Source organism: Wenyingzhuangia marina, assembly GCF_900130035.1.
GTDB lineage: Bacteria > Bacteroidota > Bacteroidia > Flavobacteriales > Flavobacteriaceae > Wenyingzhuangia > Wenyingzhuangia marina.
Genome location: NZ_FQXQ01000001.1, coordinates 938,725 through 963,074, shown reverse-complemented (window position 1 = coordinate 963,074; position 24,350 = coordinate 938,725). Strand labels below are relative to the sequence as shown.

General features: G+C 31.3%; 22 protein-coding genes. 10 read left to right on the top strand and 12 right to left on the bottom strand.

What is annotated here, in order from left to right:
- Positions 1 to 588: 588 nt before the first annotated feature.
- From BUB70_RS04100 to BUB70_RS04070, 7 genes are all read right to left on the bottom strand, one after another.
- Entirely contained in the window at positions 589 to 2,754 is a 2,166-nt protein-coding gene (locus BUB70_RS04100) for a S9 family peptidase (RefSeq protein WP_073118528.1), read from the bottom strand.
- Positions 2,755 to 2,859: 105 nt separating this feature from the next.
- On the bottom strand, positions 2,860 to 4,155 hold the full coding sequence (gene nqrF / locus BUB70_RS04095) for an NADH:ubiquinone reductase (Na(+)-transporting) subunit F (protein ID WP_073118527.1): 1,296 nt from the start codon (positions 4,153 to 4,155) through the stop codon (positions 2,860 to 2,862).
- A gap of 21 nt (positions 4,156 to 4,176) precedes the next feature.
- A complete protein-coding gene (gene nqrE, locus BUB70_RS04090; protein ID WP_073118526.1) occupies positions 4,177 to 4,791 on the bottom strand; it encodes an NADH:ubiquinone reductase (Na(+)-transporting) subunit E in 615 nt (204 codons plus the stop codon).
- A 14-nt stretch (positions 4,792 to 4,805) separates the two neighbouring features.
- Positions 4,806 to 5,480, bottom strand: coding sequence for an NADH:ubiquinone reductase (Na(+)-transporting) subunit D (locus BUB70_RS04085; protein WP_073118524.1), 675 nt, complete (start codon positions 5,478 to 5,480; stop codon positions 4,806 to 4,808).
- 2 nt (positions 5,481 to 5,482) lie between these two features.
- The gene (gene nqrC / locus BUB70_RS04080; protein WP_073118523.1) at positions 5,483 to 6,181 is read right to left on the bottom strand and encodes an NADH:ubiquinone reductase (Na(+)-transporting) subunit C; all 699 of its coding nucleotides are present in this window, start codon (positions 6,179 to 6,181) and stop codon (positions 5,483 to 5,485) included.
- Between the two features lie 2 nt (positions 6,182 to 6,183).
- Positions 6,184 to 7,326: an NADH:ubiquinone reductase (Na(+)-transporting) subunit B gene (locus BUB70_RS04075; protein ID WP_073118521.1), complete on the bottom strand. Its 1,143-nt coding sequence runs from the start codon at positions 7,324 to 7,326 to the stop codon at positions 6,184 to 6,186.
- Positions 7,326 to 8,678, bottom strand: a complete 1,353-nt coding sequence (locus BUB70_RS04070; protein ID WP_073118520.1) for a Na(+)-translocating NADH-quinone reductase subunit A — start codon at positions 8,676 to 8,678, stop codon at positions 7,326 to 7,328. The genes BUB70_RS04075 and BUB70_RS04070 overlap by 1 nt, the downstream gene beginning before the upstream one ends.
- A 212-nt stretch (positions 8,679 to 8,890) precedes the next feature.
- On the opposite strand from BUB70_RS04070, the gene BUB70_RS04065 reads away from it, so the two are divergent.
- Positions 8,891 to 10,126: a type IX secretion system plug protein gene (locus tag BUB70_RS04065; protein WP_073118518.1), complete on the top strand. Its 1,236-nt coding sequence runs from the start codon at positions 8,891 to 8,893 to the stop codon at positions 10,124 to 10,126.
- Between the two features lie 47 nt (positions 10,127 to 10,173).
- Complete coding sequence (gene apaG, locus BUB70_RS04060) at positions 10,174 to 10,560, top strand: Co2+/Mg2+ efflux protein ApaG (RefSeq protein WP_073118517.1); 387 nt, start codon at positions 10,174 to 10,176, stop codon at positions 10,558 to 10,560.
- On the opposite strand, the gene BUB70_RS04055 is transcribed toward apaG, so the two are convergent.
- Positions 10,557 to 11,546: a DUF6695 family protein gene (locus BUB70_RS04055; RefSeq protein ID WP_073118515.1), complete on the bottom strand. Its 990-nt coding sequence runs from the start codon at positions 11,544 to 11,546 to the stop codon at positions 10,557 to 10,559. The genes apaG and BUB70_RS04055 overlap by 4 nt on opposite strands.
- Positions 11,547 to 11,550: 4 nt before the next feature.
- Complete coding sequence (locus BUB70_RS04050; protein WP_073118513.1) at positions 11,551 to 12,276, bottom strand: NRDE family protein; 726 nt, start codon at positions 12,274 to 12,276, stop codon at positions 11,551 to 11,553.
- A 116-nt stretch (positions 12,277 to 12,392) separates the two neighbouring features.
- Between BUB70_RS04050 and BUB70_RS04045 the strand changes: the two genes are divergently transcribed.
- A complete protein-coding gene (locus tag BUB70_RS04045; protein WP_073118512.1) occupies positions 12,393 to 13,685 on the top strand; it encodes an anthranilate synthase component I family protein in 1,293 nt (430 codons plus the stop codon).
- Between the two features lie 261 nt (positions 13,686 to 13,946).
- On the opposite strand, the gene BUB70_RS04040 is transcribed toward BUB70_RS04045, so the two are convergent.
- Positions 13,947 to 14,249: a DUF805 domain-containing protein gene (locus tag BUB70_RS04040; RefSeq protein ID WP_073118510.1), complete on the bottom strand. Its 303-nt coding sequence runs from the start codon at positions 14,247 to 14,249 to the stop codon at positions 13,947 to 13,949.
- A 132-nt stretch (positions 14,250 to 14,381) separates the two neighbouring features.
- On the opposite strand from BUB70_RS04040, the gene tilS reads away from it, so the two are divergent.
- A complete protein-coding gene (gene tilS, locus BUB70_RS04035; protein WP_073118509.1) occupies positions 14,382 to 15,686 on the top strand; it encodes a tRNA lysidine(34) synthetase TilS in 1,305 nt (434 codons plus the stop codon).
- A 112-nt stretch (positions 15,687 to 15,798) separates the two neighbouring features.
- Entirely contained in the window at positions 15,799 to 18,393 is a 2,595-nt protein-coding gene (locus BUB70_RS04030; RefSeq protein WP_073118507.1) for a phosphoenolpyruvate carboxylase, read from the top strand.
- A gap of 125 nt (positions 18,394 to 18,518) precedes the next feature.
- Here the strand turns inward: BUB70_RS04030 and BUB70_RS04025 are convergent, their stop codons facing one another.
- Positions 18,519 to 20,393 (bottom strand): amidophosphoribosyltransferase, encoded by a 1,875-nt coding sequence (locus BUB70_RS04025; RefSeq protein WP_073118506.1) that lies wholly within the window; start codon positions 20,391 to 20,393, stop codon positions 18,519 to 18,521.
- A gap of 60 nt (positions 20,394 to 20,453) precedes the next feature.
- Positions 20,454 to 21,374, bottom strand: coding sequence for a PfkB family carbohydrate kinase (locus BUB70_RS04020; protein WP_073118505.1), 921 nt, complete (start codon positions 21,372 to 21,374; stop codon positions 20,454 to 20,456).
- Between the two features lie 104 nt (positions 21,375 to 21,478).
- On the opposite strand from BUB70_RS04020, the gene BUB70_RS04015 reads away from it, so the two are divergent.
- The 5 genes from BUB70_RS04015 (at position 21,479) to BUB70_RS03995 (ending at position 24,348) form a co-directional block, all read left to right on the top strand.
- The gene (locus BUB70_RS04015; protein WP_073118503.1) at positions 21,479 to 21,904 is read left to right on the top strand and encodes a SufE family protein; all 426 of its coding nucleotides are present in this window, start codon (positions 21,479 to 21,481) and stop codon (positions 21,902 to 21,904) included.
- Positions 21,905 to 21,923: 19 nt separating this feature from the next.
- Positions 21,924 to 22,244 carry a DUF59 domain-containing protein gene (locus BUB70_RS04010; RefSeq protein WP_073118501.1) on the top strand — a complete coding sequence of 107 codons (321 nt, stop codon included), beginning with the start codon at positions 21,924 to 21,926 and terminating at the stop codon, positions 22,242 to 22,244.
- A gap of 96 nt (positions 22,245 to 22,340) precedes the next feature.
- Positions 22,341 to 22,856 (top strand): DUF2480 family protein, encoded by a 516-nt coding sequence (locus BUB70_RS04005; RefSeq protein WP_143155235.1) that lies wholly within the window; start codon positions 22,341 to 22,343, stop codon positions 22,854 to 22,856.
- Positions 22,857 to 22,864: 8 nt separating this feature from the next.
- Positions 22,865 to 23,704 (top strand): DUF3078 domain-containing protein, encoded by an 840-nt coding sequence (locus BUB70_RS04000; RefSeq protein ID WP_073118497.1) that lies wholly within the window; start codon positions 22,865 to 22,867, stop codon positions 23,702 to 23,704.
- Between the two features lie 137 nt (positions 23,705 to 23,841).
- Complete coding sequence (locus BUB70_RS03995) at positions 23,842 to 24,348, top strand: DUF3124 domain-containing protein (protein WP_073118495.1); 507 nt, start codon at positions 23,842 to 23,844, stop codon at positions 24,346 to 24,348.
- Positions 24,349 to 24,350 lie beyond the last annotated feature (2 nt).

The window sequence follows — 24,350 nt, the reverse complement described above, 5'->3', positions numbered from 1 at the left end:
ACTTCACGCATCGCGTGTCTTGTTTTCACTAACTCAGTTATGAGTTAACAACCTAGCTGCTTCGCTAAGCGGATGCAAATATAAGAACTTTATTTCTTCTAAAACAAATAAAATTTAAAATTTTTTTTAAATCTTTTTTTGCCTTAAATAGTAAACTTAATTACCAATAAAACCCCTAATGTATCTGAACTTTTTCGCTCCTTTAAACAGTTACCTGATCGCCGTTGCGGGTGCAAAGATACGCACCTTTTAACTTTATTTCCTAATATATCTTTAACTATTTTTTGACTTTTTTTAACCAAGCATCTTAACAGCCTTATTTATCGATTATTACATCCTAAATTATTTTTATTATTAGCATCATTTTAGGAGTTAAAACCCTTTAATAACTCCTATATATCATACTCAAACTTCTCTTAGTAATCCATAACCTCCTCTGAAGACATTTAATCAGTACCTAAAAACTATATCACTTACTAAATGAAAACTACCATCTTTCTTATAAAAACATCCCTAAAACAAAAAAAGAGACCTATTATAGAAGTCTCTTTTTTATTCATTCTTCTTATTACATCTCTTAAATTATACTTACAAAGACTGCTCAATAAAATTTGTCATCTTAGTATACAACTGCAATCTTGTGTTTCCTCCGTATATTCCATGGTTCTTATCTGGATAAATAGCCCAATCAAATTGTTTGTTATGATTGACTAATTGATTGATTAATCGCATTGAGTTTTGCACATGTACATTATCATCAGCAGAACCATGAACTAATAAAAACTTCCCTTTTAATTGATCTGCATAGTTTAAAGGAGAATTTAAGTCATAACCTGTAGGATTTTCTTGTGGTGTTTGCATATATCTTTCAGTATATATAGTATCATAAAACCTCCAACTTGTTACCGGGGCAACCGCTATAGCCATTTTAAAAATATCGTTTCCTTTTAAAATACAATTACTACTCATAAAACCTCCAAAGCTCCATCCCCAAATACCTATTCTATTTTTATCTACATATGAAAGCATCCCTAATTGTTTGGCTGCTTGAATTTGATCTTCTACTTCGTACTTACCTAATTCTTTATAAGTAACTTTTTTAAAATCGGCACCTTTAAAACCAGTTCCTCTACCATCTACACAAACGATAATATATCCTTTAGCTGCTAAAAGCTGATACCAATAATCATTTGCACTATGCCACCTATTCACTACTTCTTGAGAACCTGGTCCACTATATTGATACATTAATACAGGATATTGTTTTTGTTCATTAAAATCTACAGGTTTTAACATCCACATATTTAAATCATTCCCATTGACATTTATGGTAGAAAACTCTTTATTAGAAATATGATAACTTTCTAGTTTTCTTAGTAATTGATTATTATTAATCAACTCTTTTATTTGTTCTGCTTTACTTGTATTATTTAGTGTATATATATAAGGAGTTGTAGCGTTAGAAAATTTATTGATGAAATAAGTGTATCCCGCACTAAAGGTTGCTGAATTGGTTCCAGTTTTTTTAGTTAATCTTATTTTATTTTTACCTTTTAAATTGATGGCGTAAACATTTCTATTGATATTTCCATTTTCTGTAGATTGATAATAGAGCGTTTCATTTTTTGAATTATAACCATAAAAATCTGTAACCTCCCAATTGCCCTTGGTGATTTGTTTTTTTAAAGCTACTGATTTTGAATAATGGTAAATATGATTGTATCCATCCTTTTCACTTGTCCACAAAAAACTATTATCGTTTAAAAATGTAAGGTTATTAGTGATATCAATATAAGCATCATCTTTTTCATTCAACACAAGATTGACTTGATTCTTCTCAACATCACAAAAATATAAGTTCAAATTATTTTGATGCCTATTAAGCGTTTGAACACTTAATACATTCTCTTTTTCAGTAAACTTAATTCTGGGAATATAATATGGACTCTCAGGAAAATTAATTTTTGAAGTTTCTTTTGATGAAATATGATAATTATAAAGAGACACTATTGAATTGTTTTCGCCTGCTTTTGGATATTTAAACACTTGTTGTTTTGGATACAAATCTTGGCCGTAAACATCCATAGAAAATTCTGGCACATTGGTTTCATCAAACTTTATATAGGCCAATTGGGTTCCTGTTTTATTCCATTCAAAAGCACGAACAAATTCAAACTCCTCTTCATACACCCAATCTGTAATTCCGTTAATGATTTTGTTCTTTTCTCCATCCGAAGTAATCTGAATAGTAACATTTGTATTCAGGTTTTTGATGTAGATATTATTTTCACATACATAAGCCAAAGCATCTCCAGAAGGAGAAAATGTAGGTTCTTGAATTTTTCTATCATCGACCAAAGTAGATTCTAAAGTATTTAAATCATATATATAATATTTTGCTAAAGACGATCTTCTATAAATAGATTCCATTTCTGTGGTTAACACCAATTTATCTTCATTTTTATTGAATGAATAATCTGAAAAAGGCTTAATATTTAAAAACGAAGACCTAACAATTGTTTTCTTTTTGATATTCGAATTATAATCATATAAATCTACTGTACTTGATTTTGTTATAGGATCCCAATTTAGTACGGTATATTCTTTATCATTATTTAACCAACGAATTTCATCTATACTTTTTGTTCTAAACTCACCACTCCAAATATCATTTAAGGTGATGTCCTTTTTTTGTGATACTGTAATAACAGTATATAAACTAACTATAAAAAATATTAGGTTTGATTTATTCATGCAATTAAATTAATAGGTATATCTTTATTAAAAATGATTAGTGACTAAAAATAAAAAAAGCTTTTTAGAAAATCTAAAAAGCTTTTTTTATATGTAAAAGGTAAATTACCCCCCAAAGTCATCAAAACGTACGTTTTCTTTTGGCACTCCAAAATCATCACACATTTTAACTACTGCTTGGTTCATCATTGGTGGTCCACAGAAGTAAAATTCTACATCTTCTGGAGCCTCATGATCATTTAAGTAATTATCTATTAATGATTGGTGAACAAATCCTACAAATCCATCACCTTCTTTATCATGAATATCTTTCTTTACTTTCCAATTATCTTCCTCTAATGGTTCTGACAATACTAAATATAATTGGAAGTTAGGGAATTTCTTCATTAAGTCTTCAAAATAGTGAATATAGAATAACTCACGTTTAGAACGACCTCCATACCAATAAGATACTTTACGACCTGTTTTCATCGTATGGAATAATTCATATAAGTGAGATCTCATTGGTGCCATACCAGCTCCACCACCAATATAAATCATTTCTGCATCAGACTCTTCATTGATAAAGAATTCTCCGTAAGGTCCTGAAATAGTTACTTTATCTCCTGGCTTTTGGTTAAATACATAAGAAGAAGCAATTCCTGGATTTACATCCATCCATCCACCTTTTACTCTATCGAAAGGAGGACATGCCACACGTACATTCAACATAATCTCTCTTCCTTCGGCAGGGTAAGAAGCCATAGAATAAGCACGCTCTACTGTTTCTGGATTTTTCATTACCAATGGCCATAAACCAAACTTTTCCCATTCTGTTTGGAATTTATCAGGCTCCCCTGGGTGATCCGTTGGGTGAGCTGTAATGTCCATGTCCGAATATTTTACTTCACAAGGTGGAATTTCAATTTGAATATATCCTCCTGCTTTGTAATCCATATCTTCTGGAATTTCTACTACAAATTCCTTAATAAATGATGCTACGTTATAGTTACGAACCACAGTAGCTTCCCATTTCTTAATTCCGAAAATTTCTTCTGGAATAGAAATTTCCATATCATTTTTAACTTTTACCTGACATCCTAAACGAGCACCTTTTGCTAACTCTTTACGAGTAAAGTGAGGTGTTTCTGTAGGCAAAGCCTCACCACCACCAGAGTGAACGTGACATTCACACTGTAAACAAGTTCCACCTCCACCACAAGCTGATGGTAAAAATATTTTTTCGTTACCTAAAGTTGCTAATAAAGAACTTCCTGTATCTACTTCAATTGTTTTTTCTCCGTTGATCGTAACTTTTACTTTTCCTGATGGTAATAGTTTTGCTTTAGCTCCTAATAAAATACTTACTAAGATTAAAACAATAATCAAGAAAACAACGATACTAATTGCAATTACATTCATAATTATATCTGTTCTTTATTATTATAATTTGATTCCTGAGAAACTCATAAACCCAATCGCCATTAAACCAGTAATGATGAAAGTAATTCCTAAACCTTTTAAAGGTCCTGGAATATGAGAATATGCGATTTTTTCTCTAATAGCAGCAATAGCTACAATAGCTAATAACCATCCAATTCCTGATCCTAAACCATATACTGCAGATTCACCAACATTGGCAAAATCTTTTTGTTGCATAAATAAAGAACCTCCTAAAATTGCACAGTTTACCGCAATTAATGGTAAGAAAATACCTAATGCTCCGTATAATGCAGGAGCAAAACGCTCAACAATCATTTCTACCAACTGTACCATAGATGCAATTACTGCAATAAACATGATAAAACTTAAGAATGATAAATCAATACTAGCGTACTCTTCTCCTAGCCAAGATAAAGCTCCTGGTTTTAATAAATATGAGTCTATTAAAAAGTTTACAGGAACTGTAATAGACAATACAAATACTACTGCCGCTCCTAAACCTACAGCTGTATTTACTGTTTTTGATACTGCTAAGTATGAACACATTCCTAAGAAATATGCAAATACCATGTTATCAATAAATATACTTTTTACAAAGATGTTAATATATTCCATCGTAACTATAGATTTTAGTGTTGTTCAATTAATTTTCTGTTCTTAGAACGCTGTACCCAAATGATAATTCCAACTGTAATTAATGCCATTGGAGACAATAACATAAATCCGTTGTTTTCATACCCTAAAGAATATAAACCTGTAGACTCTGCTAATGTTTTCGCCTTATGTCCTAAAATCTCAATTCCGAATAATTTACCAGACCCTAACAATTCTCTAAATACAGCTACCAATACCAATATTAATGCATAACCCGCACCGTTTCCTACTCCATCTAAGAAAGATTTCCAAGGTCCGTTAGCCAAAGCGAATGCTTCTAAACGTCCCATTACAATACAGTTGGTAATAATTAATCCTACGAATACTGATAATTCTTTACTTACATCATATGCATAAGCTTTTAATACTTGGTCAACTAAAATTACCAAAGAGGCAACAATTAATAATTGAACGATAATACGAATACGCCCAGGAATTAAATTACGTATTAAAGATACGATGACGTTAGAGGCTATAACCACAAATAATACGGCTAAAGACATTACAACTGCTGGTTTTAACTGCACAGTAATTGCCAACGCTGAACATATACCTAATACTTGAACTGAAATTGGGTTATTATCATTTAATGGATCTGATAATAACGCTTTATTTTGCTTTGAAAATAATGCTTCTTTTCCTTCTGCCATGACTAGTTATTTTTAAAATAAGGTAAATAATGTGACAAACGTTCACTGATCATTTTAGAAACTCCATCAGAAGTAATTGTTCCTCCTGAAATAGCATCTACGCCATGAGTATCTCCTGATTTAGCCCCACCTTTTACCGCTGTTACTGAAACAAAATTATTTGATTCATCTAAAATTTTCTTTCCTTTGAATTGTGCCTGAAACCAATCTGTAGTAATTTCTGCTCCCAAACCTGGAGTTTCACCTTTGTGATCAAAGTTAGCACCTACAATTGTGTTTTTATCAGAAGCCAAAGCTATATATCCCCATATAGCATCCCAAAGACCTGCTCCATATAAAGGAACAATGTAAAAAGTTTCACCATCTTTTTCAGCTATATATAAGGGATAACGTTGATTTTCATCGTCCTTTTTTACTTCATTCTTCAAACCAATTTTAAAAGCATCGGTAGTTGCATCAACCTGTCCATCATTTTTTAAAGCTAATTGCTCTTTGATGTATTTGTTAAACTCAACTTCTGCTTTTTCTCTCGATACATCAGTAACCCCAATGGTTCCTAATATATTTTGCATTTTTTCTGCTTTTACGTTTGTGTCCTGTAAAGGTTTTAAACTTGTAGCAGTAAATGCTAATAATCCTGCAATAATTGTTACAATAATGATTGCAAAGATAAACGTGTATGCGTTACTATTCTTATTCATAATTATGCAGCTTTTAAACGTTTTTTACGCTTTTTAATATTCCCTGCAATCACATAGTGATCTACAGTTGGAGCAAAAACGTTCATTAATAAAATGGCCATCATCATTCCTTCTGGATATGCTCCGTTAAATACACGAATCATAATTGCAAAGAAACCAATTAAAATTCCGTAAATCCATTTTCCTTTTTCAGTTTGTGCACCAGATACTGGATCTGTTGCCATAAATACTGCTCCAAAAGCAAAACCTCCTACTAATAAGTGTTGCCACCAAGGAAATTCCATTAAAGCATTTAATCCTAGAGCATTAAATATTAATCCCATTGCAGCACCTCCAATAACAACTCCTGTCATTATTTTCCATGATCCTACTCCTGTTGCAATTAATATAGCTGCTCCAATTAAAATAGCCAATACTGAAGTTTCACCAACGGAACCAGGAACATAACCTAAGAACATATCTAACACAGACCAACTACTATGAGCACCTGCTGCCAATTGACCTAAAATAGTTTCACCAGAAACTGCATCAATAGTACTTGCATCAGCAACCCAAACTTTATCTCCAGACATTTGTGGAGCGTATGAGAAGAATGCAAAAGCACGAGCGATTAAAGCTGGGTTAAAAATATTCATCCCTGTTCCTCCAAAAGCTTCTTTACCAATAAACACAGCAAAAACTACAGATACCGCTAACATCCATAAAGGAAAATCAACGGGCATAATTAAAGGAATTAACATCCCTGAAACCAAGTATCCTTCGTTTACTTCATGTTTGTTATAAATTGCAAAACCAATTTCAATAGCCAAACCTACACCGTAAGAGACTAATAACATTGGTAAAAATTTCCATGCTCCAAAGATCATACAATCTAAAAAGGCAGTACTCTCTCCTAACTGAGAAAAGTGCTGATATCCTAGGTTGTACATACCAAAGAACATTGCAGGTAACAAGGCAAATATTACCGTTACCATTACTCTTTTTAAATCTACTCCATCTCTAATATGAGCTCCTTTGTGAGTATTGTGCTTAGGCACAAACATCAGAGTATCTATAGAGTTTATTGCTGGAGCAAATTTTTCGAATTTACCTCCCGGGTTGAAAGGTTTTCTTATTTCGTCAAATTTCTTTCTTAAAAAATCCATTATCCTACTTCTTTAATCATTAAGTCTAATCCTTCTCTGATGATTTCTTGAGCTTCAATTTTTGAAGTGTTGATATAATCAACCAAAGCAAAATCTTCAGGAGCTACTTCGTAAATCCCTAAATTTTCCATTTTCTCAATATCATTTGCTATACAAGCTTTTAGTAATTGTAATGGGTAAATATCTAAAGGCACAACCTTCTCCATTTCACCAGTTACAACCAATGCTCTTTCTTCTCCATTTAAACTTGTGTTTAAGTCATATTCTTTTCCAGAATTTAACCAAGCAAAAGAAGTTTTAGAAAAACTATGAATAGTACCACTACCAACAAATGGCAACCATCCAAAGAAACGGTGTTTATCACCCTCTGGAATTACTGTAATCACATTGTCGTAAAAACCTAAAAAGTCATCTAATTGAATTTTTGTACCTGTTAAAACATTTCCAGAAATAATTCTAGAACCTTTAACATTTACATTTTCTTCAATTAATGATTTTATATTTTGACCAGCAGACAGTGCATAATATTGTGGATTTTTAACCTGAGAACCTGCCAAAGCAACCAATTTAATTGGATTGTACTTTCCTGTTAAGAACAACTCTCCAATAGTAGCCACTCCTTGAGCACTAACCGTCCAAACACGTTCTCCTTGATTTACAGGATTCACCGCAGCAATTTGAGTCCCAACATTCCCTGCAGGGTGTTTACCCGAAACATTAAGAATGTTAGCATTTTCAATTTTGCTAAAAAAACTTGCTTCGTTGGCATCAACAGATAAGTTTACTGCTCCTTCAGTTAATTTTGATAACGCATTGATTCCTGCTTGAAAAGCTTCCTCTTTTCCCTTTAATGCAAAAGCATAGTTAGGTCCTAAAGGGGCTGTGTCAAAAGAAGAAACAAAAATAGCTTTTGGACTATCTTTAGGATTTGCGATAATATCATATGGACGCTGTTTTACGTAAGCAAAACTTCCACTTTCTAAAATCTTTTCTAACACAGCTTCTTTTTCTAACGATAAAGGGTTTGCTGCACCAAAATCCTTAAATTGATCTTCTGGTTTAGATTCAACAATAACTGCTAAAACTTTACGCTTAGCACCTCTCTTAATCTCTTTAACCGTTCCACTTACAGGAGATGTAAACTTAATCCTGTCATTTCCTTTAGAAAAGAAAACTACATCACCAACAACAACTTCATCACCTGCTTTTACTGTAAGCTTTGGTGTAATACCATGAAAATCTGTAGGTTTAATAGCGTAGAAATCGGAACGAGAAACAGCAGCTGTAGTCATAGCTGCTTGTCCTTTAAGCTTAATATTTAAGCCTTTTTTTACCCTAATGTCTTGTGACATATTTATAAATTTAATTTATTTTGTACGTATAAAATATGGAACAAATTTAATTAAAATGTGTATTCTTAAAGCTACAAATAGACCTTTAATTTTGACCTCACATTTTATTTATAACACTTCTAAATAATTTTATTTTCTCGAAAACGTTTTCATAAAATACAAAGAACAAATCACTACAAAACAATATATTAGCAAAACAACACTTATATAACATGTTTTTAAAAAAAATTATCTTTCTTATCTCCTTCCCATTCATTTTACAGGCTCAAATTTTTGATAATCAACAAATAAAAAGTGTGATTATCAAAAACGGTCAAAAAGAATTTTCTGAAACAACACAACCTCTTAATAGCTCTTTTACTTTTAGCTTTGATGATATTGAGGGAAATCAAGATGAATATTACTATTTAATTACCCTTTGCGAAATTGATTGGACTCCATCTAAAATTCCAACTTCGTACTATATTGATGGATTTAACAATATGCAAATTAACAACATGGAAAATTCTTTTGGAACACTACATAATTATACTCATTATGAGTTTTCCATACCCAATGAAGACACAAAAATTACAAAATCAGGAAATTATTTATTCCAAATTTTAAATGTAGATAACGAGGTGGTTTGCGAAAGAAAAATTGTGTTATACGAAAACAAAGTATCTGTAAGTATTAATATTTCTGAAAGTAGAGATTTGTCTTTATTCAACGAAAAGCAAGCAGTTTCTATGATAATTAACAACAAAGAACTCCCTATTAATTATCCCAATTCAGAGATTAAAACCTTCATTTTTCAAAATGGAGATCAACAAACAAGAACCCCTTTTTTAAAACCAACATTTACAGAAAGAAATACTTATACCTACAGGCCTAGCAAAGAAACTGAGTTTATTGCAGGAAACGAATTCCTGAATTTTGACAATAACGAAATCTTAAGAAACACGCGATACATTTCTACCTCTTACAGAGAAGACAATTCTTTTAATACTATTTTATTTACTCAAAAAAGTAGAGCAAATAATACTTACACATACAATCCTGATATCAACGGAAGTTATGTGATTAGAAATTTTAGATCTAACACACCAGCTACCGAAGCAGAGTATAGTAATGTATTATTTTCTTTGGCAAACAAAGAAGAATTTAAAAATAAAGACATCTATGTTTATGGTGGTTTTAACAACTACCAACTTAGCCACGAAAACAAGTTAAGTCCAGATGCTTCGGGCAAATATTTAACCTGTAGCATCTTTTTAAAACAAGGGTTCTATAATTATGATTTTGTGGTTTTAGACAATCAAAAAATTGATAAAAAAACCATTAGTGGATCTTATTTTGAAACCGAAAACAACTACGAAGCTTTGGTTTATTTCCAACCCACAAACTCAATTTATTACGAAGTTGTAGGCTATGGAATTGGAAACAGTAAACAGCAAATTGAAAATTAGTTGTTTTCTAGAGATTTCTTATTTATATTTAAACAAACAATACTAAAATGACTGAGGCAACTACTCAAGGAATAAAAATATCAGTAAATACTGTTTTTTGTGGTGTGCAAGAGCGCAACCAACAAAAACATTATTTATATGACTATTATATTAGTATTGAAAATTTATCTCCCTACACTGTTCAATTATTTTCTAGACATTGGGAAATATATGATTCCTTAAATCACACCGAAATTGTTGAAGGAGATGGAGTTGTTGGCATTCAGCCCATTCTTAAGTCTGGAGAAAAACATTCATACAAATCTCACTGCATCCTACTTTCTAACTGTGGCTCTATGAAAGGTTATTACACTATGTTAAACCTTGACGAGAAAAAAACATTTAGAGTTACTGTTCCATCTTTTCAATTACAGACAAATTCTATTATGAACTAGATTTTAGACAAAATAAATTCTTTGGTATTCTGTTCTATATAAACCTCTATGCAATTAGATGGATGAACAAATTCATAAGGTTCATCAACATTAAAACTAAAGTCTTTTATTTTAAAAACTCCTTCAAAATCTTTTTCACCTTTTACATTATACCTTGCAATTCTATAAAGATTTACATCTTCTTTCTCTTCAATTTTAAACCAAGCTCCACTACCAATTCCTCCTAACCAAGTAGCATTTTTTATATTAAAAAGTGCTTTGTTTGGTAATTCTGTTCCAATTAAATTCAATTCTCTATTGAACTTTTTAAAAAAACAAGCTCCATATTCTTTAATTACTGATCGATTGGTATAATGATCTATTTTTTGGTCTTCAACTACATAAATATCATCTTCCGTAGTTCCTTTGATAGCATTTCCTATAGGGCTAGGCGTTAATAAATTTGATGTTTTTAATTTTAATACAATAGACGTATTTCCACATGAGTTTAAAATAGTATCCGTAATAAACCTTGCACAATTGCTTCCATTTTTTACAAACGCTCCATATGGAATTTCCTTTTTTGCAATTAAATTACTCACATAATTGATTGCCTTATTATAATCAATTTCGGCATTTACACTTGCTACCAATCTTCCATCACCATGAGTTTTTTCAGGATTTGCATCTAACCAAAGTAACATTTCGTTTAAGTTTACCAAAACATCATCTTTAAAATCAGCCGTAAAAGGAACTGCCAATTCAGGATCTGTTTCTTTACTTCTTACTCGTCCATTTCCATAAGAAGTAATATACCTACCAAAATCGAAATAATTTACCTCGTTTGATTTTTTATCTATTAACAACATAGCTGCATGACCAGCTTGAATAGCATTTTCACTACCAATCCCTAATTTAGGCCAAACTTTACTTGAAAATTCCGAATGTGCCGGGCGAACCACAGTATCAGGATAAGACAACACCACTATAACACCATCATACATCATAAAACTACGCTTTTACAGAACTAAACAAATTATCATATTGTATAAACTCTTGCTGAATATAATCATGATACTCCATAGACAAAATATCATTTTCATTTATAACCATAGTTGTACTCACAGTTTCTACTACACTTCGTTTCATTTTAGGAGCAATTTCTTGATTTCCTAAATTTTCATTTTGATGAAATTTTAAAACTTTTTGTTTGATATCATCCGATGAAGAAAGTAAGTTATTTTTAAACCATTCTTCTCGCTGTATCTTAACTTCCTCTGTATATAATGTTGATGATGACCAAATATAAGGTTGTATTGTATTTAATTCAGTAATATTTTTCTCCTCTCTACACCAAACTAATTCATAAATTTTATCATCATCACTCCAATCTACCACAATTAAAGTAAAAGGAGCCACTCCATTTAAATCAATCGTATTTAAAGTATTTAGTAAATTTTTGGAAGTTAAGATAGATTTTACCACTACACCTCTGCTTTTGGGAAATTTTATGGTAGGATCATGATACACAAAACCACCATTTAACAAACAAACCAATCTTTTATGTTCTGCTACTCCAATCCAAGTCCCACCTGCTACTTCATCTTTAGGATAAAACAAATTCACTCCATCTTCTTCATAACTATCTGGAGCAATGGTTTTTCTACACTTTTGCTCATCTCTATTAGAGGTAAAAACAAATCCTCTTTCGCTAGGAACATAGGTTACTGTACACATAGGCTATTTAAATCTTTTTCTTTTCTGTCTATAAATCTATTAAAAATTACACTTCTTACACATTAACTCTTTATACTTTGGTAAGATTATTAAATTTGCAAATTCAATTCACACCTATGCAACGCATACAAAAGCTTTTTAAGGTTGATAACGTCTCTAAAATAAAAGATAAACTTTTAATTTGGGGAGCACAATACAATACAGTTGCTTGGTTAGATTCTAACAGCAATAACAAGACCAATATTGAAGGTTTTCTGGCTGTTGACCAAATTAGTTTTATTACCACTGATTACCAAAACGCTTTTGAACAATTAAAACTTTATATTGATAAAATTCAAGATTATGCTTTTGGTTATTTAGGATATGATTTAAAAAATGATGTTGAAAAATTAAGTTCTGATAACATTGATGAAACAGGTTTTCCTGATCTCTATTTTTTTCAACCTAAAAAACTGATTGAAGTCCAAAAAGATGGAGTGCTGTTTAGATATCCTGAAGATTTGGTTGATGACATTGAAAAAGATTGGAACGCTATTTTAACATCTAAAAAAGAAGAAGTCACAAAAACACCTCTTGACATTCAACACAGAATTGATAAAAAAACATACATCAAACAAGTTGAAAAAGCGCTGAATGAAATTCACAAAGGAGAGGTGTATGAATTAAATTTTTGTCAAGAATTTTATGCAAAAAACGCCAACATTCATCCAGTGAATACTTATCTAGATTTAAATACCATTTCTCAAGCTCCTTTTGCTACTTTTTTAAAACTAAATGATTTGTTTTTGCTATCTGCATCTCCAGAAAGATTTTTACAAAAAAAACAAGACACTTTGGTTTCCGAACCTATTAAAGGAACCGCCAGAAGAAGAACCTTACCCGAAAAAGATGCCTCGCAAATTGAGTTGTTACAAAATAACACGAAAGAAATTGCAGAGAATATTATGATTGTGGATTTGGTAAGAAACGATTTATCTCACATCGCTCAAAAAGGAACTGTTAAAGTAAGTGAACTTTGCAAAATTTATACTTTTAAGCAAGTGCATCAAATGATTTCTACCATTACTTGTAAAATAAAACCCAATATTCATATAGTAGATGCTATTAAAGCTTGCTACCCAATGGGAAGCATGACAGGAGCACCAAAAATTGCAGCCATGAAATTTATTGAAGATTTAGAAGCAAGCAAAAGAGGAATTTACTCTGGTGCCGTAGGTTATTTTACACCCGACCAAAATTTTGATTTTAATGTGGTGATCAGAAGTATTGTGTACAATCAAACAAAAAAATACGTTTCCTTTTCTGTAGGAAGTGCCATTACTGCCAAGGCCAACCCAGAACAAGAATACGATGAATGTTTGTTAAAAGCAAAAGCCATGAGAGAAGTACTCTCTACACCTCAACAATAAATCCTACTCCTTAGATCTATAGTATTCTACACAAATTTTAACAGTAGGGAATACTGAAATAATCATAATTAAATAAACAATAAAATATTTCTTCTGAAAAAAACTTTCAGTAAATAAATCAGTCAAACTTAATACTAGTAATGTATTTGATATTAAACAAGCTAAGGGGAAAATAAATATGGCTTTTATTGGTAATGTTTTCATTTTCATTCAATCTTTACAGCAATTATGTATACTATTTAAATCGTTTAAAAAACTTATTTATTGCACTTTTTTTATTGATGGAAGTCCTGCCAAAATAAGATTCACAGATGGAATTAAAAAAAGCCAACTATTGATTCCTGCATCTCTTAACCTTCTAAACCCAATTGCTATATGAGGAATAGCAACCATTCCTAAAAACACTTTATTAGTATACATTGGTATGCCTAATGGTTTTCTTAAAAAAACGATAGCTACATAAATCAACAAATTAATTCCGTAAAAAACCCAGAATTCATTTAAAGTTGATGTTCCTTTAAAATCGAACATTTTTTTAAAAGGTACTAAATAATACTTTCTCATTTCAACAATATTTTTGAACAAAAATACATATAAACTCTGCTAATATCAACTGTGTTAAAACACATTTAACAATTGTTTTCATATTTTAACTCTATAACTTTTAACTAATTTGTATTTTTAACAAAAAAAATTGTGCTGCAAAAACTAGAAAAACACCTAGAAAAAAACTTTCCTTTTTTAAAAGGAAAAAAACTATTACTTACCGTTTCTGGAGGAATTGATAGTGTGGTTTTAGCTCATGCATTTCACACTTTAAAGTTTAATATTGGAATTGCACATTGTAACTTTCAACTTAGAGGCATCGAAAGTGATTTGGATGAACAGTTTGTAGAAAAAATTGCCAAAGAATTTAATTGTCAATTTCATAGTGTTCAATTTTTAACGAAAGAATATTGTAAAAAAAATAAGGTCAATACTCAAATTGGAGCTCGTGAATTAAGATACGATTGGTTTCAGAAATTATACACAGAATACGAATATGATTATATTTTAACAGCCCATCATCTAAATGATGTGATGGAAACTTTTTTCATCAACCTTTCTAGAGGTACTGGTTTAGATGGATTGGCAAGCATTCCCCCCATTAACAACAATATCATAAGACCTTTGTTAATTGTTTCTAGAAATGATATTGAAACTTATGCAACAGAATTTAACATCAAATGGAGAGAAGACCAAAGTAATGCAGAAACCAAATACATAAGAAATAAAATTAGACACAACATTACACCTGAGCTTTACAAACTACATCCTAATTTTGAAGAGAATTTTTTAAACACTGTGTTAAAGATTCATGAAAGCAAAAATTTCATCAAACAAAAAATAGCCGCTCTACACAAAGAATTTTTTGTTCCCGAAGGAGATGATTTTTTAATAAATCAAAACACAATTAAAAACCTATCGGATTTTGAGCTTTATGAACTTTTTAAACCTTATGGATTTAAAGCCACTCAAGAAATCATAAAACTTATTTATACACAAACAGGTAAACAAATTCACTCCGACACTCATACCCTTTTAAACAATAGAGAGAATTTAATATTATCTGTAAATTCCGAAGTAAACAATAGTGATGAAATCTATAAAATAGAACACATGCAAGATATTCATCACCTGCCAATTTCCTTAAATTTTTCTTTTGCTAGCAAGGAAATCTCCAAAGACTGTATCGCTCTAAACATGGAGAACACCACTTTTCCTTTGCTGATTAGAAAATGGAAAGATGGAGATTATTTTTATCCTACTGGGATGAGAGGGAAAAAGAAAATAAGCAAGTATTTTAAAGATGAAAAATTATCATTAAGAGAGAAAGAAACTACTTGGCTACTTTGTAACAATCAACAACAAATTATATGGGTTATTGGCCATAGAGCAGACAGAATGTTAACCAGCAAACCTGAAAAGAAGAATTTAGTTTATATTTCAATAAAACATTAGCAAAACTCCTGTTAATCTTATAACTTTTTGCTTAAAAGCTGTATTTTTTTGGCTATTTTTTTTTTCAATACTTAGCCATGTTGTATCTTGCCTGAAACAAATTTAATATCACATGTCTAAACAAACCAAATTATCAAGATTTAACGATAGCGTTCTTGCTAAATATCAGGTTTACAATAGTGTTTTTGCTACTTTACCCTTTGACAGTGTAGAAAAAACAGGAACATTGCTACCTTTATTTAACGAGAGCTGTATAGAAGGTTTTAAAAACGGAAAAACTCCAACAGAGATTGTAGATGAGTTCTTTACTAAATACAAATCTGATTCCACAGAAGAAGACAAAATTAGTTTCCTTTTCAAGTTTATTCAATACATAGAACGTCAAGTTGTATTATTCGACGCTATAGAAGATGCCGCTTTCCCTATTGTAAACAACATGGCGGGAGTAGGTACTTTAAGAAATATAAAAGAAGAAGCAAGTGCTAAAAGAGTTAGAAATGAACTTAAGCATTACCTAGAGGAATTTAAAACCCGATTGGTATTAACAGCTCACCCTACACAATTTTATCCTGGAACTGTTTTAACTATTTTAACAGACTTACAAGAAGCTATTAAGAAGGATGACTTAAGCTTAATTAAAAAACTACTAGCTCAATTAGGTAGAACTACTTTCTTTGCCGATAAAAAACCAACACCTTATGATGAGGCAATTAGTTTAATCTGGTATTTAGAAAATGTATTCTATCATTCTATTAGTAAAATTTACGATTACATTCACTACAATTTATTTGATGGTGAAGACATCAAAAACGAAATTATCAACTTAGGATTCTGGCCTTGTGGAGATAGAGATGGAAATCCATTTGTAACAACAGAAACTACATTAAGAGTAGCTAGAAAATTAAGACAAACCATCTTAAAAAATTACTTTAGAGACATTCGTCAATTAAAACGTAGACTTACTTTCCCTGGTGTTTACGAAATTATGAACGAAATAGAATCTGCTTTATACGATAGCTGTATTACTGAAAATTCTCCTATTAGAATTTCTGTACAATCATTATTAAGTAAAATGATTTCTATTAAAACTACTTTAAAGGAAGAGCACAGTAATTTATTTGTTGATGAAGTAGATACTTTTATCAATAAAGTAAAAATATTTGGTTTCCACTTTGCTACCATGGACATTCGTCAAGATAGCCGTGTTCACCATGATGTATTTACTGGAATTATTAAAGAATTACAAGAAAAAGGAAACACTATTTTCCCAAGTAATTATTTAGAATTATCTCCAGATGAACAAATTCAAGTTTTAGCAAAAGTAAAAGGAGATGTTGACCCTGATCAATTCTCTGAAGAAATGGTCGTTAGAACTTTAGGTTCTATGAGAGCCATTGCAACCATTCAAAAAGAAAACGGAGAAAGAGGTGCTAATAGATACATTATTAGTAACAACCAAACTGCTTTAAACGTAATGGAAACTTTTGCAATGTTAAACATTTCTGGGTTTGATGAAGGTTTAAAAGTAGATGTTGCTCCTTTATTTGAAACGGTAGATGATTTACAAATTGCTCCTCAAGTAATGAGACAATTATATTCTATTCCTGAATATCGTGCACATATTGCCAGTAGAGATAACAAACAAAACATTATGTTAGGTTTTTCTGATGGTACCAAAGACGGTGGTTATTTAATGGCTAACTGGGGAATTTACAAAGCAAAAGAAGAATTGTCTAAAGTATCTCGTGAATTCGGAATTAAAGTAATATTCTTTGACGGACGTGGTGGACCACCTGCTCGTGGAGGAGGAAAAACTTCTAAATTCTATGCTTCTTTAGGAGAAAACATTGAACACAAAGAAATTCAGTTAACTATTCAAGGACAAACCATTAGTTCTAATTTTGGTAACTTAGATTCATCTCAATATAATATAGAACAATTATTAGGTGCCGGAATCACCAACAGAATTTTTAACGACCCTATGAATGCATCTTTAACAGATGAACAAAAGGAGTTAATGGAAGATTTAGCTGGATTAAGTTTTAAAGCTTATTCTGACTTTAAAAACCACGAAATGTTCATTCCTTACTTAGAAAGAATGAGTACGTTAAAGTATTATGGTAAAGCAAATATTGGATCTCGTCCATCAAAACGTGCTAAATCAGACTCTTTAAACTTTAGTGATTTAAGAGCTATTCCTTTTGTAGGATCTTGGTCTCAATTAAAGCAAAACGTACCTGGATTCTTTGGAGTTGGTACTGCTTTTAAGAAATATAAAGACGCTGGAGAATTTGACAAAATTCAAGATTTATACAACAACTCCAACTTCTTTAAAACGTTATTAGAAAACAGTGTGATGTCTATGGAAAAATCAAACTTTGCTTTAACCAATTACATGGCTAAAGATGAAGAATTTGGAACTTTCTGGAACATTATTCACGATGAATACTTATTAACTAAAAAGTTATTATTAGAATTGGCAGGTCACAAAGAATTAATGCAAAACTTTCCTGACGGAAAAGCTTCGATAGCAGTGCGTGATTCTATTGTACTACCTCTTTTAACTATTCAACAATATGCATTAAGAGAAGTTCAATTAATGAGCAAGCCTGGTGCAAACCCTGATCAAAAGAGATTAGAAACCTTTGAAAAAATTGTTACTAGATCATTATTTGGTAACACGAATGCGAGTAGAAACTCTGCATAATAGATTTTTAAAACAATTAAATAGCTGTTTCAAATATTTGAAACGGCTATTTTTTTTATACAAAAAGTTCAAAACAAAAAAGCCGATGATTTTAAACATCGGCTTTTAATATTATACTCTTAAGCTTAGTAAGCTCTCTTATTATTTCCTTCGTAAAAATTAATAAAAGCTTCGTTAACTACACGCTTTCCTCCATCTGTAGGATAATCACCAGTAAAATACCAGTCTCCTTTATGGTTAGGACACGCTGCATGTAAACCTTCTATTCTTTGGAAAATAATTTGAACATCGGCATTAATTTCAGATGTTTTTAACATCTCTGAAATTTTAGCAGAAATTTGTTCTGGAGTAAAAGGCTTATAAATTTCTTTTACAAAGTTTTTAATTCCTGAATCTTGTGTACTACGTTGCTTAATACATTTGTTATAAACATCAGTTACAATTTGATATTGTCCTGTTTCTTTTAACAATTCAATAGCGGCTCTAAAGGCTATAAAATCCCCTAATTTAGCCATGTCAATTCCGTAACAATCAGGATAACGTATTTGCGGTGCAGAAGAAACAACCACTATTTTCTTTGGCTCTGTTCTATCTAAAATCTTAATGATACTCTTTTTTAAAGTTGTTCCACGAACAATACTATCATCAATAATAACAATATTATCATCCTTTTTAACCACTCCATAAGTCACATCGTATACATGAGCTACCAAATCATCACGACTGTCATCAGAAGTAATAAATGTTCTTAATTTAGCATCTTTAATAGCTAATTTTTCAAAACGAGGTCTGATAGATAAAATATCACTCACTTCTTGAGCGCTTAAATTTTTACCACCAGCTAATATTTTTTCAGTCTTCTGAGTATTTAAGAAATCTTCTGCTGCTTCACACATTCCGTAATAAGAAGTTTCTGCTGTGTTAGGAATATATGAAAAAACTGTGTTTTCTATATCACCATCAATACTTTCAATAATTTGAGGGAACACACGAACTCCTAAATCTTTTCTTTCTTGATAAATATCTGCATCTCCTCCTCTTGAAAAATAAATACGTTCAAAAGAACATGCTTTTTTCTCTAAAGGCTCTAATATTTTTTCTACAGATACTTTTCCATTCTTTTTAGCAATAATAGCATGACCTGGCTCTAATTCTTTAACTTTTTCCATTTTTAAGTTAAAAGCAGTTTGAATTACGGGTCTTTCTGATGCCACCACTAAAACTTCATCATCTTTGTAATAAAAAGCTGGACGAATTCCTGCTGGATCTCTCATTACAAAAGCATCTCCATGTCCTAACAACCCTGCCAAAGCGTATCCACCATCAAAGCTACGAGTAGCTCTTTTTAAAATTCTAACGATATCTACCTTTTCTGCAATCACAGGGGAAGCTTCTTTTTTAGTATAGTCTGCTTTAATATCTTGATAAATAGACTCTACTTGGTCATCTAAAAAATGACCTATTTTTTCCATTACCGTAACAGTATCAGTACTTTCTTTTGGATGTTGTCCTAACTCAATCAACTCATCAAGCAATTGCTTAGAATTGGTCATGTTAAAATTTCCTGCTACAATTAAGTTTTTATGTCTCCAGTTACTTTGACGTAAAAACGGATGTACATTTTCTATAGAGTTTCCTCCAAAAGTTCCGTATCTGGCATGACCTAAAAATAAATTACCAATAAAAGGCGTATTTTCTTCTAACCAAGCTACATCATCCTTTTTTTCAGGATTTGCCTCTACAGTCTCGCTAATACGCTGGTTTATTTTTTTAAAAATATGTTGAATAGGTTGCTGTTTGTTAGAACGTATTCTACTAATGTATCTGCTTCCAGGATTCACATTAAATTTAATGCTCGCAAACCCAGCTCCGTCTTGACCACGGTTGTGTTGCTTTTCCATTAGTAAGTACATCTTGTTTACACCATAAAAAGCTGTACCATATTTTTCCTTATAATACTCTAAAGGTTTTAGCAACCTCACCATTGCAATACCACACATATTGTATCTTTTATTGATTAAGTTTTACATCAGTCGTAAAACCGTAAATTTTTTGCAAAATTACAAAGAAAATTTCGTTAACTCCTTAAATTTCGCCAAACGCTCTTCTACCTCAGTATAAGTAACGCCTGCAATGCGTTCTACACCAAATTTTTCTACCGTAAATGAGGCTAAATTAGATCCCCAAATAACTGCATTCTTAATGTTTTCGAACGATAAATCTCCTTGTTGTGCTAAATATCCTGTAAATCCTCCCGCAAAAGTATCTCCTGCTCCTGTTGGATCAAAAACATCTGCCAAAGGCAATGCTGGTGCAAAGAACATTTTATCTTTATGGAACAACAACGCTCCATGCTCACCTTTTTTAATCACCACATATTCTGGTCCCATTTGGTGGATAATGGCTGCTGCTTTTACCAATGAATGTTCTCCACTTAATTGTTGAGCTTCTTCATCATTAATAGTAATCACATCTACCTTTTTCAACAACATTTTTAAATCATCTAAAGCAATATCCATCCAAAAATTCATAGTATCTAACACCACCATTTTTGGTTTTTTATTCATTTGCTCTAAACCTGCATTTTGTACCAAAGGATGTAAATTTCCTAACATAACGATTTCTGCATCTTTATACTTTTCTGGCACTACAGGATTAAAATGTTCTAATACATTTAAGTCTGTAATTAAAGTATCTCTCTGGTTCATATTGTTGTGATACTTACCACTCCAAAAAAACGTTTTTCCGTCTTTTACAACTTCTATTCCTTCTGTATTGATGTTTTTACTGTGTAATAAATCAAAATACTCTTGAGGAAAATCATCACCAACAACAGACACCAATCCAGTATCTACATTTTTAAAATTACTTGCAGACAAACCTATATAAGTTCCTGCACCCCCTAAAATTTTATCTGTTTTTCCAAAAGGAGTTTCAATAGCATCAAAAGCTACCGTTCCTATAACCAATAATTTACTCATTTATTTTTATTTCAATAATTACATAAGTTAGAATCAATCCTAATTGCAGTTGTATCCTACCTTTATACTCAGTATCTTTGTGGCTGCAAAAATAAGTTTAAAATATGACTATCAAAGAAATACAAGAGGAAATTGTAGATGAGTTTACAATGTTTGAGGATTGGATGCAACGTTATGAGTATATGATAGAATTAGGAAAATCTGTACCTGTGATTGAAGATCAATACAAAACAGACAACAATCTTATTAAAGGATGTCAATCTAAAGTTTGGTTACATTCTGAGCTTAAAGGAGATAAAATACACTTTACAGCAGATAGTGATGCCATTATTACCAAAGGAATTGTTGCTGTATTGTTACGCGTTTTTAACGACCAATCTCCTAAAGACATTCTAGATGCCGAAATGGATTTTATTGATGAAATTGGTTTAAAAGAACATTTATCACCAACCAGAGCCAATGGTTTGGTCTCTATGATTAAACAAATAAAACTATACGCATTAGGAATGCAAAGTAAATTAAATGCCTAACTGCTAAAAACAAGAAATAATGAACCACGAAGAAACTGTAGAAATAGGAGATAAAATTGTAAATGTGTTAAAAACTATTTACGATCCAGAGATCCCTGTAGATATTTACGAATTAGGTTTGATATACGATGTGCTTGTAAACGACCAAAAGCAAGCTAAAATATTAATGACCTTAACTTCTCCTAACTGTCCTGTTGCTGAAACTTTGCCAAAAGAGGTTGAAGAAAAAGTTTGTGCCTTAGAAGAAATTGAAAGTGCTGAAGTTGAATTGACTTTTGATCCTACTTGGACACAAGACATGATGAGTGAAGAAGCAAAACTAGAATTAGGATTTCTATAATTAGTACTGAGTGATCAGTACAAAGTACATAGATAATGTTTGGTTGTTGGTCATCATAAAACTATTCACTAACAACTGTGTGCTAAATACTAATTAATTATGGATGAAATTGTAAACAGAGTAGCCAATAGCTCTTTAAAAAATATAGATTTAGAAGATTTTTATCCTTCAGGAGAACGTATTCTGTTTGATATTAAAGACTGGTTATACGAAGGAATTATTCTAAGAGAAAAAGACTTTAGAGAAAAAGTTGCCGAATATGATTGGACTAGTTTGAAAGACAAATACATTGCATTTACTTGTAGTGCCGATGCTATTATTCCTTCATGGGCATATCTTTTATTAGCTAGTAATGCTAGTCTTTACGCTAAAAAATGTGTAGTAGGTGATTTAAACCTTTTAGAAACTGTTCTGTACACTGAAATCATTTCTAAATTTGATGTCAACCCGTTTGAAAACAAACCTGTAATTATTAAAGGGTGTGCTAACAAACCTATTCCAGAGTCTGCCTATACTTTATTAATTAGTAAATTACTTCCTGTAGCCAAAAACATCATGTATGGTGAAGCTTGCTCTACAGTACCACTGTTTAAAAAATCGAAAAATAAATAAAAATTATTATGAAAAGAATTTCAGCATTAGCTCTATTATTGATCTCAACTATCACTTTTGCTCAAGAAAAAGAAAGTAACTGGAAAAAAGGAGGAGTATTTACTTTATTGTTTAACCAATCTGCCTATAACAAAGATTGGCAAGGAGGTGGAGTAAACAACATTGCTACCAATGCAAACATCAACTATGGTTTTAACTACAAAAAAGACAATGATGTTTGGGATAACAAAATTATTCTTGCCTATGGTTTAACTAAAACTGCAGGAAATAGCAATTTTCAAAAAACAGATGACCGTATTGAGCTTTCATCTTTATATGGTAAAAAAGCAAGTGAGTTTTGGTACTACTCTGCTTATTTAAACTTTAAAACTCAATTTGCAGACGGTTATAAAACGGCTGCCCAAACTGATAAAATTTCTACATTCTTTTCTCCAGCCTACTTACAAGCAGGTCCTGGTGCCTTGTGGAAAAAATCAGATAACTTAAAAGTGAACATTACTCCTGCTTCTGCTAGAGCTATTTTTGTAAATAGTGAATTTACTAATGGACAAAGTGCTTTTGGTGTAGAAGAAGGAAAAACTTCTCGTTTTGAATTAGGTGCTAACATTGCTGCTTATTACAAGTTTGATGCTTTTAAAAACGTAAGTTTTGAAAACATTTTAAACATGTATGCCAACTATTTAGAGAACCCAGGAAATATAGACATTGATTACACTTTAAACGTAGCCATGAAAGTAAATGACTTTTTATCTGCAAACATTGCATTGCAAGCCATTTATGATGACAATGCTGTAAGAGCCGTTCAGGTTCGTGAAGTATTCGGTTTAGGATTTAACTATAAATTCTAAAGAAACACATTTTATATATAATTTAAAACCTCTAGTTCTACTAGAGGTTTTTTTATGAGTTCTTCCTAATTAAATTTCATCACCTGCAAGTAATTAAGTAATTTAACACAAGTAATTGATCCTCTAGAATCCGCATTATGAAAAATATATTTTTAATTATTTTCTCTACTATATTACTAATCTCTTGTAAAGAAGAAAAAGAAATTAGCTCTATAAATCCTGTGAACTGGGAAAAAAGAATTTCCAAAATAACTGATGAAAATTTTATTTCTGGAGCAACACATCTATCTGTTTACTCACAAGTATATAGTTATACAGAACATAAAAAACATAGTTTAACTGTTACCGTAAGCATGAGAAATACGGATAGACAAGATACTATTTACATTAAAAAGGCAGATTATTATGATACCCATGGAAAACTAATCAGATCTTATTTTAATCATCCTATTTATTTAGCTCCTATGGAAACTGTAGAGATTGTAATTGATGAAACAGATAAAGAGGGAGGCACTGGAGGAAACTTTATGTTTGACTGGATTATAAAACAAGAAAGTAATCAACCTTTATTTGAAGCCGTAATGATTTCAACATCTGGACAGCAAGGATTGTCTTTTACCACTACAGGAGTTAAAGTTCATTAATT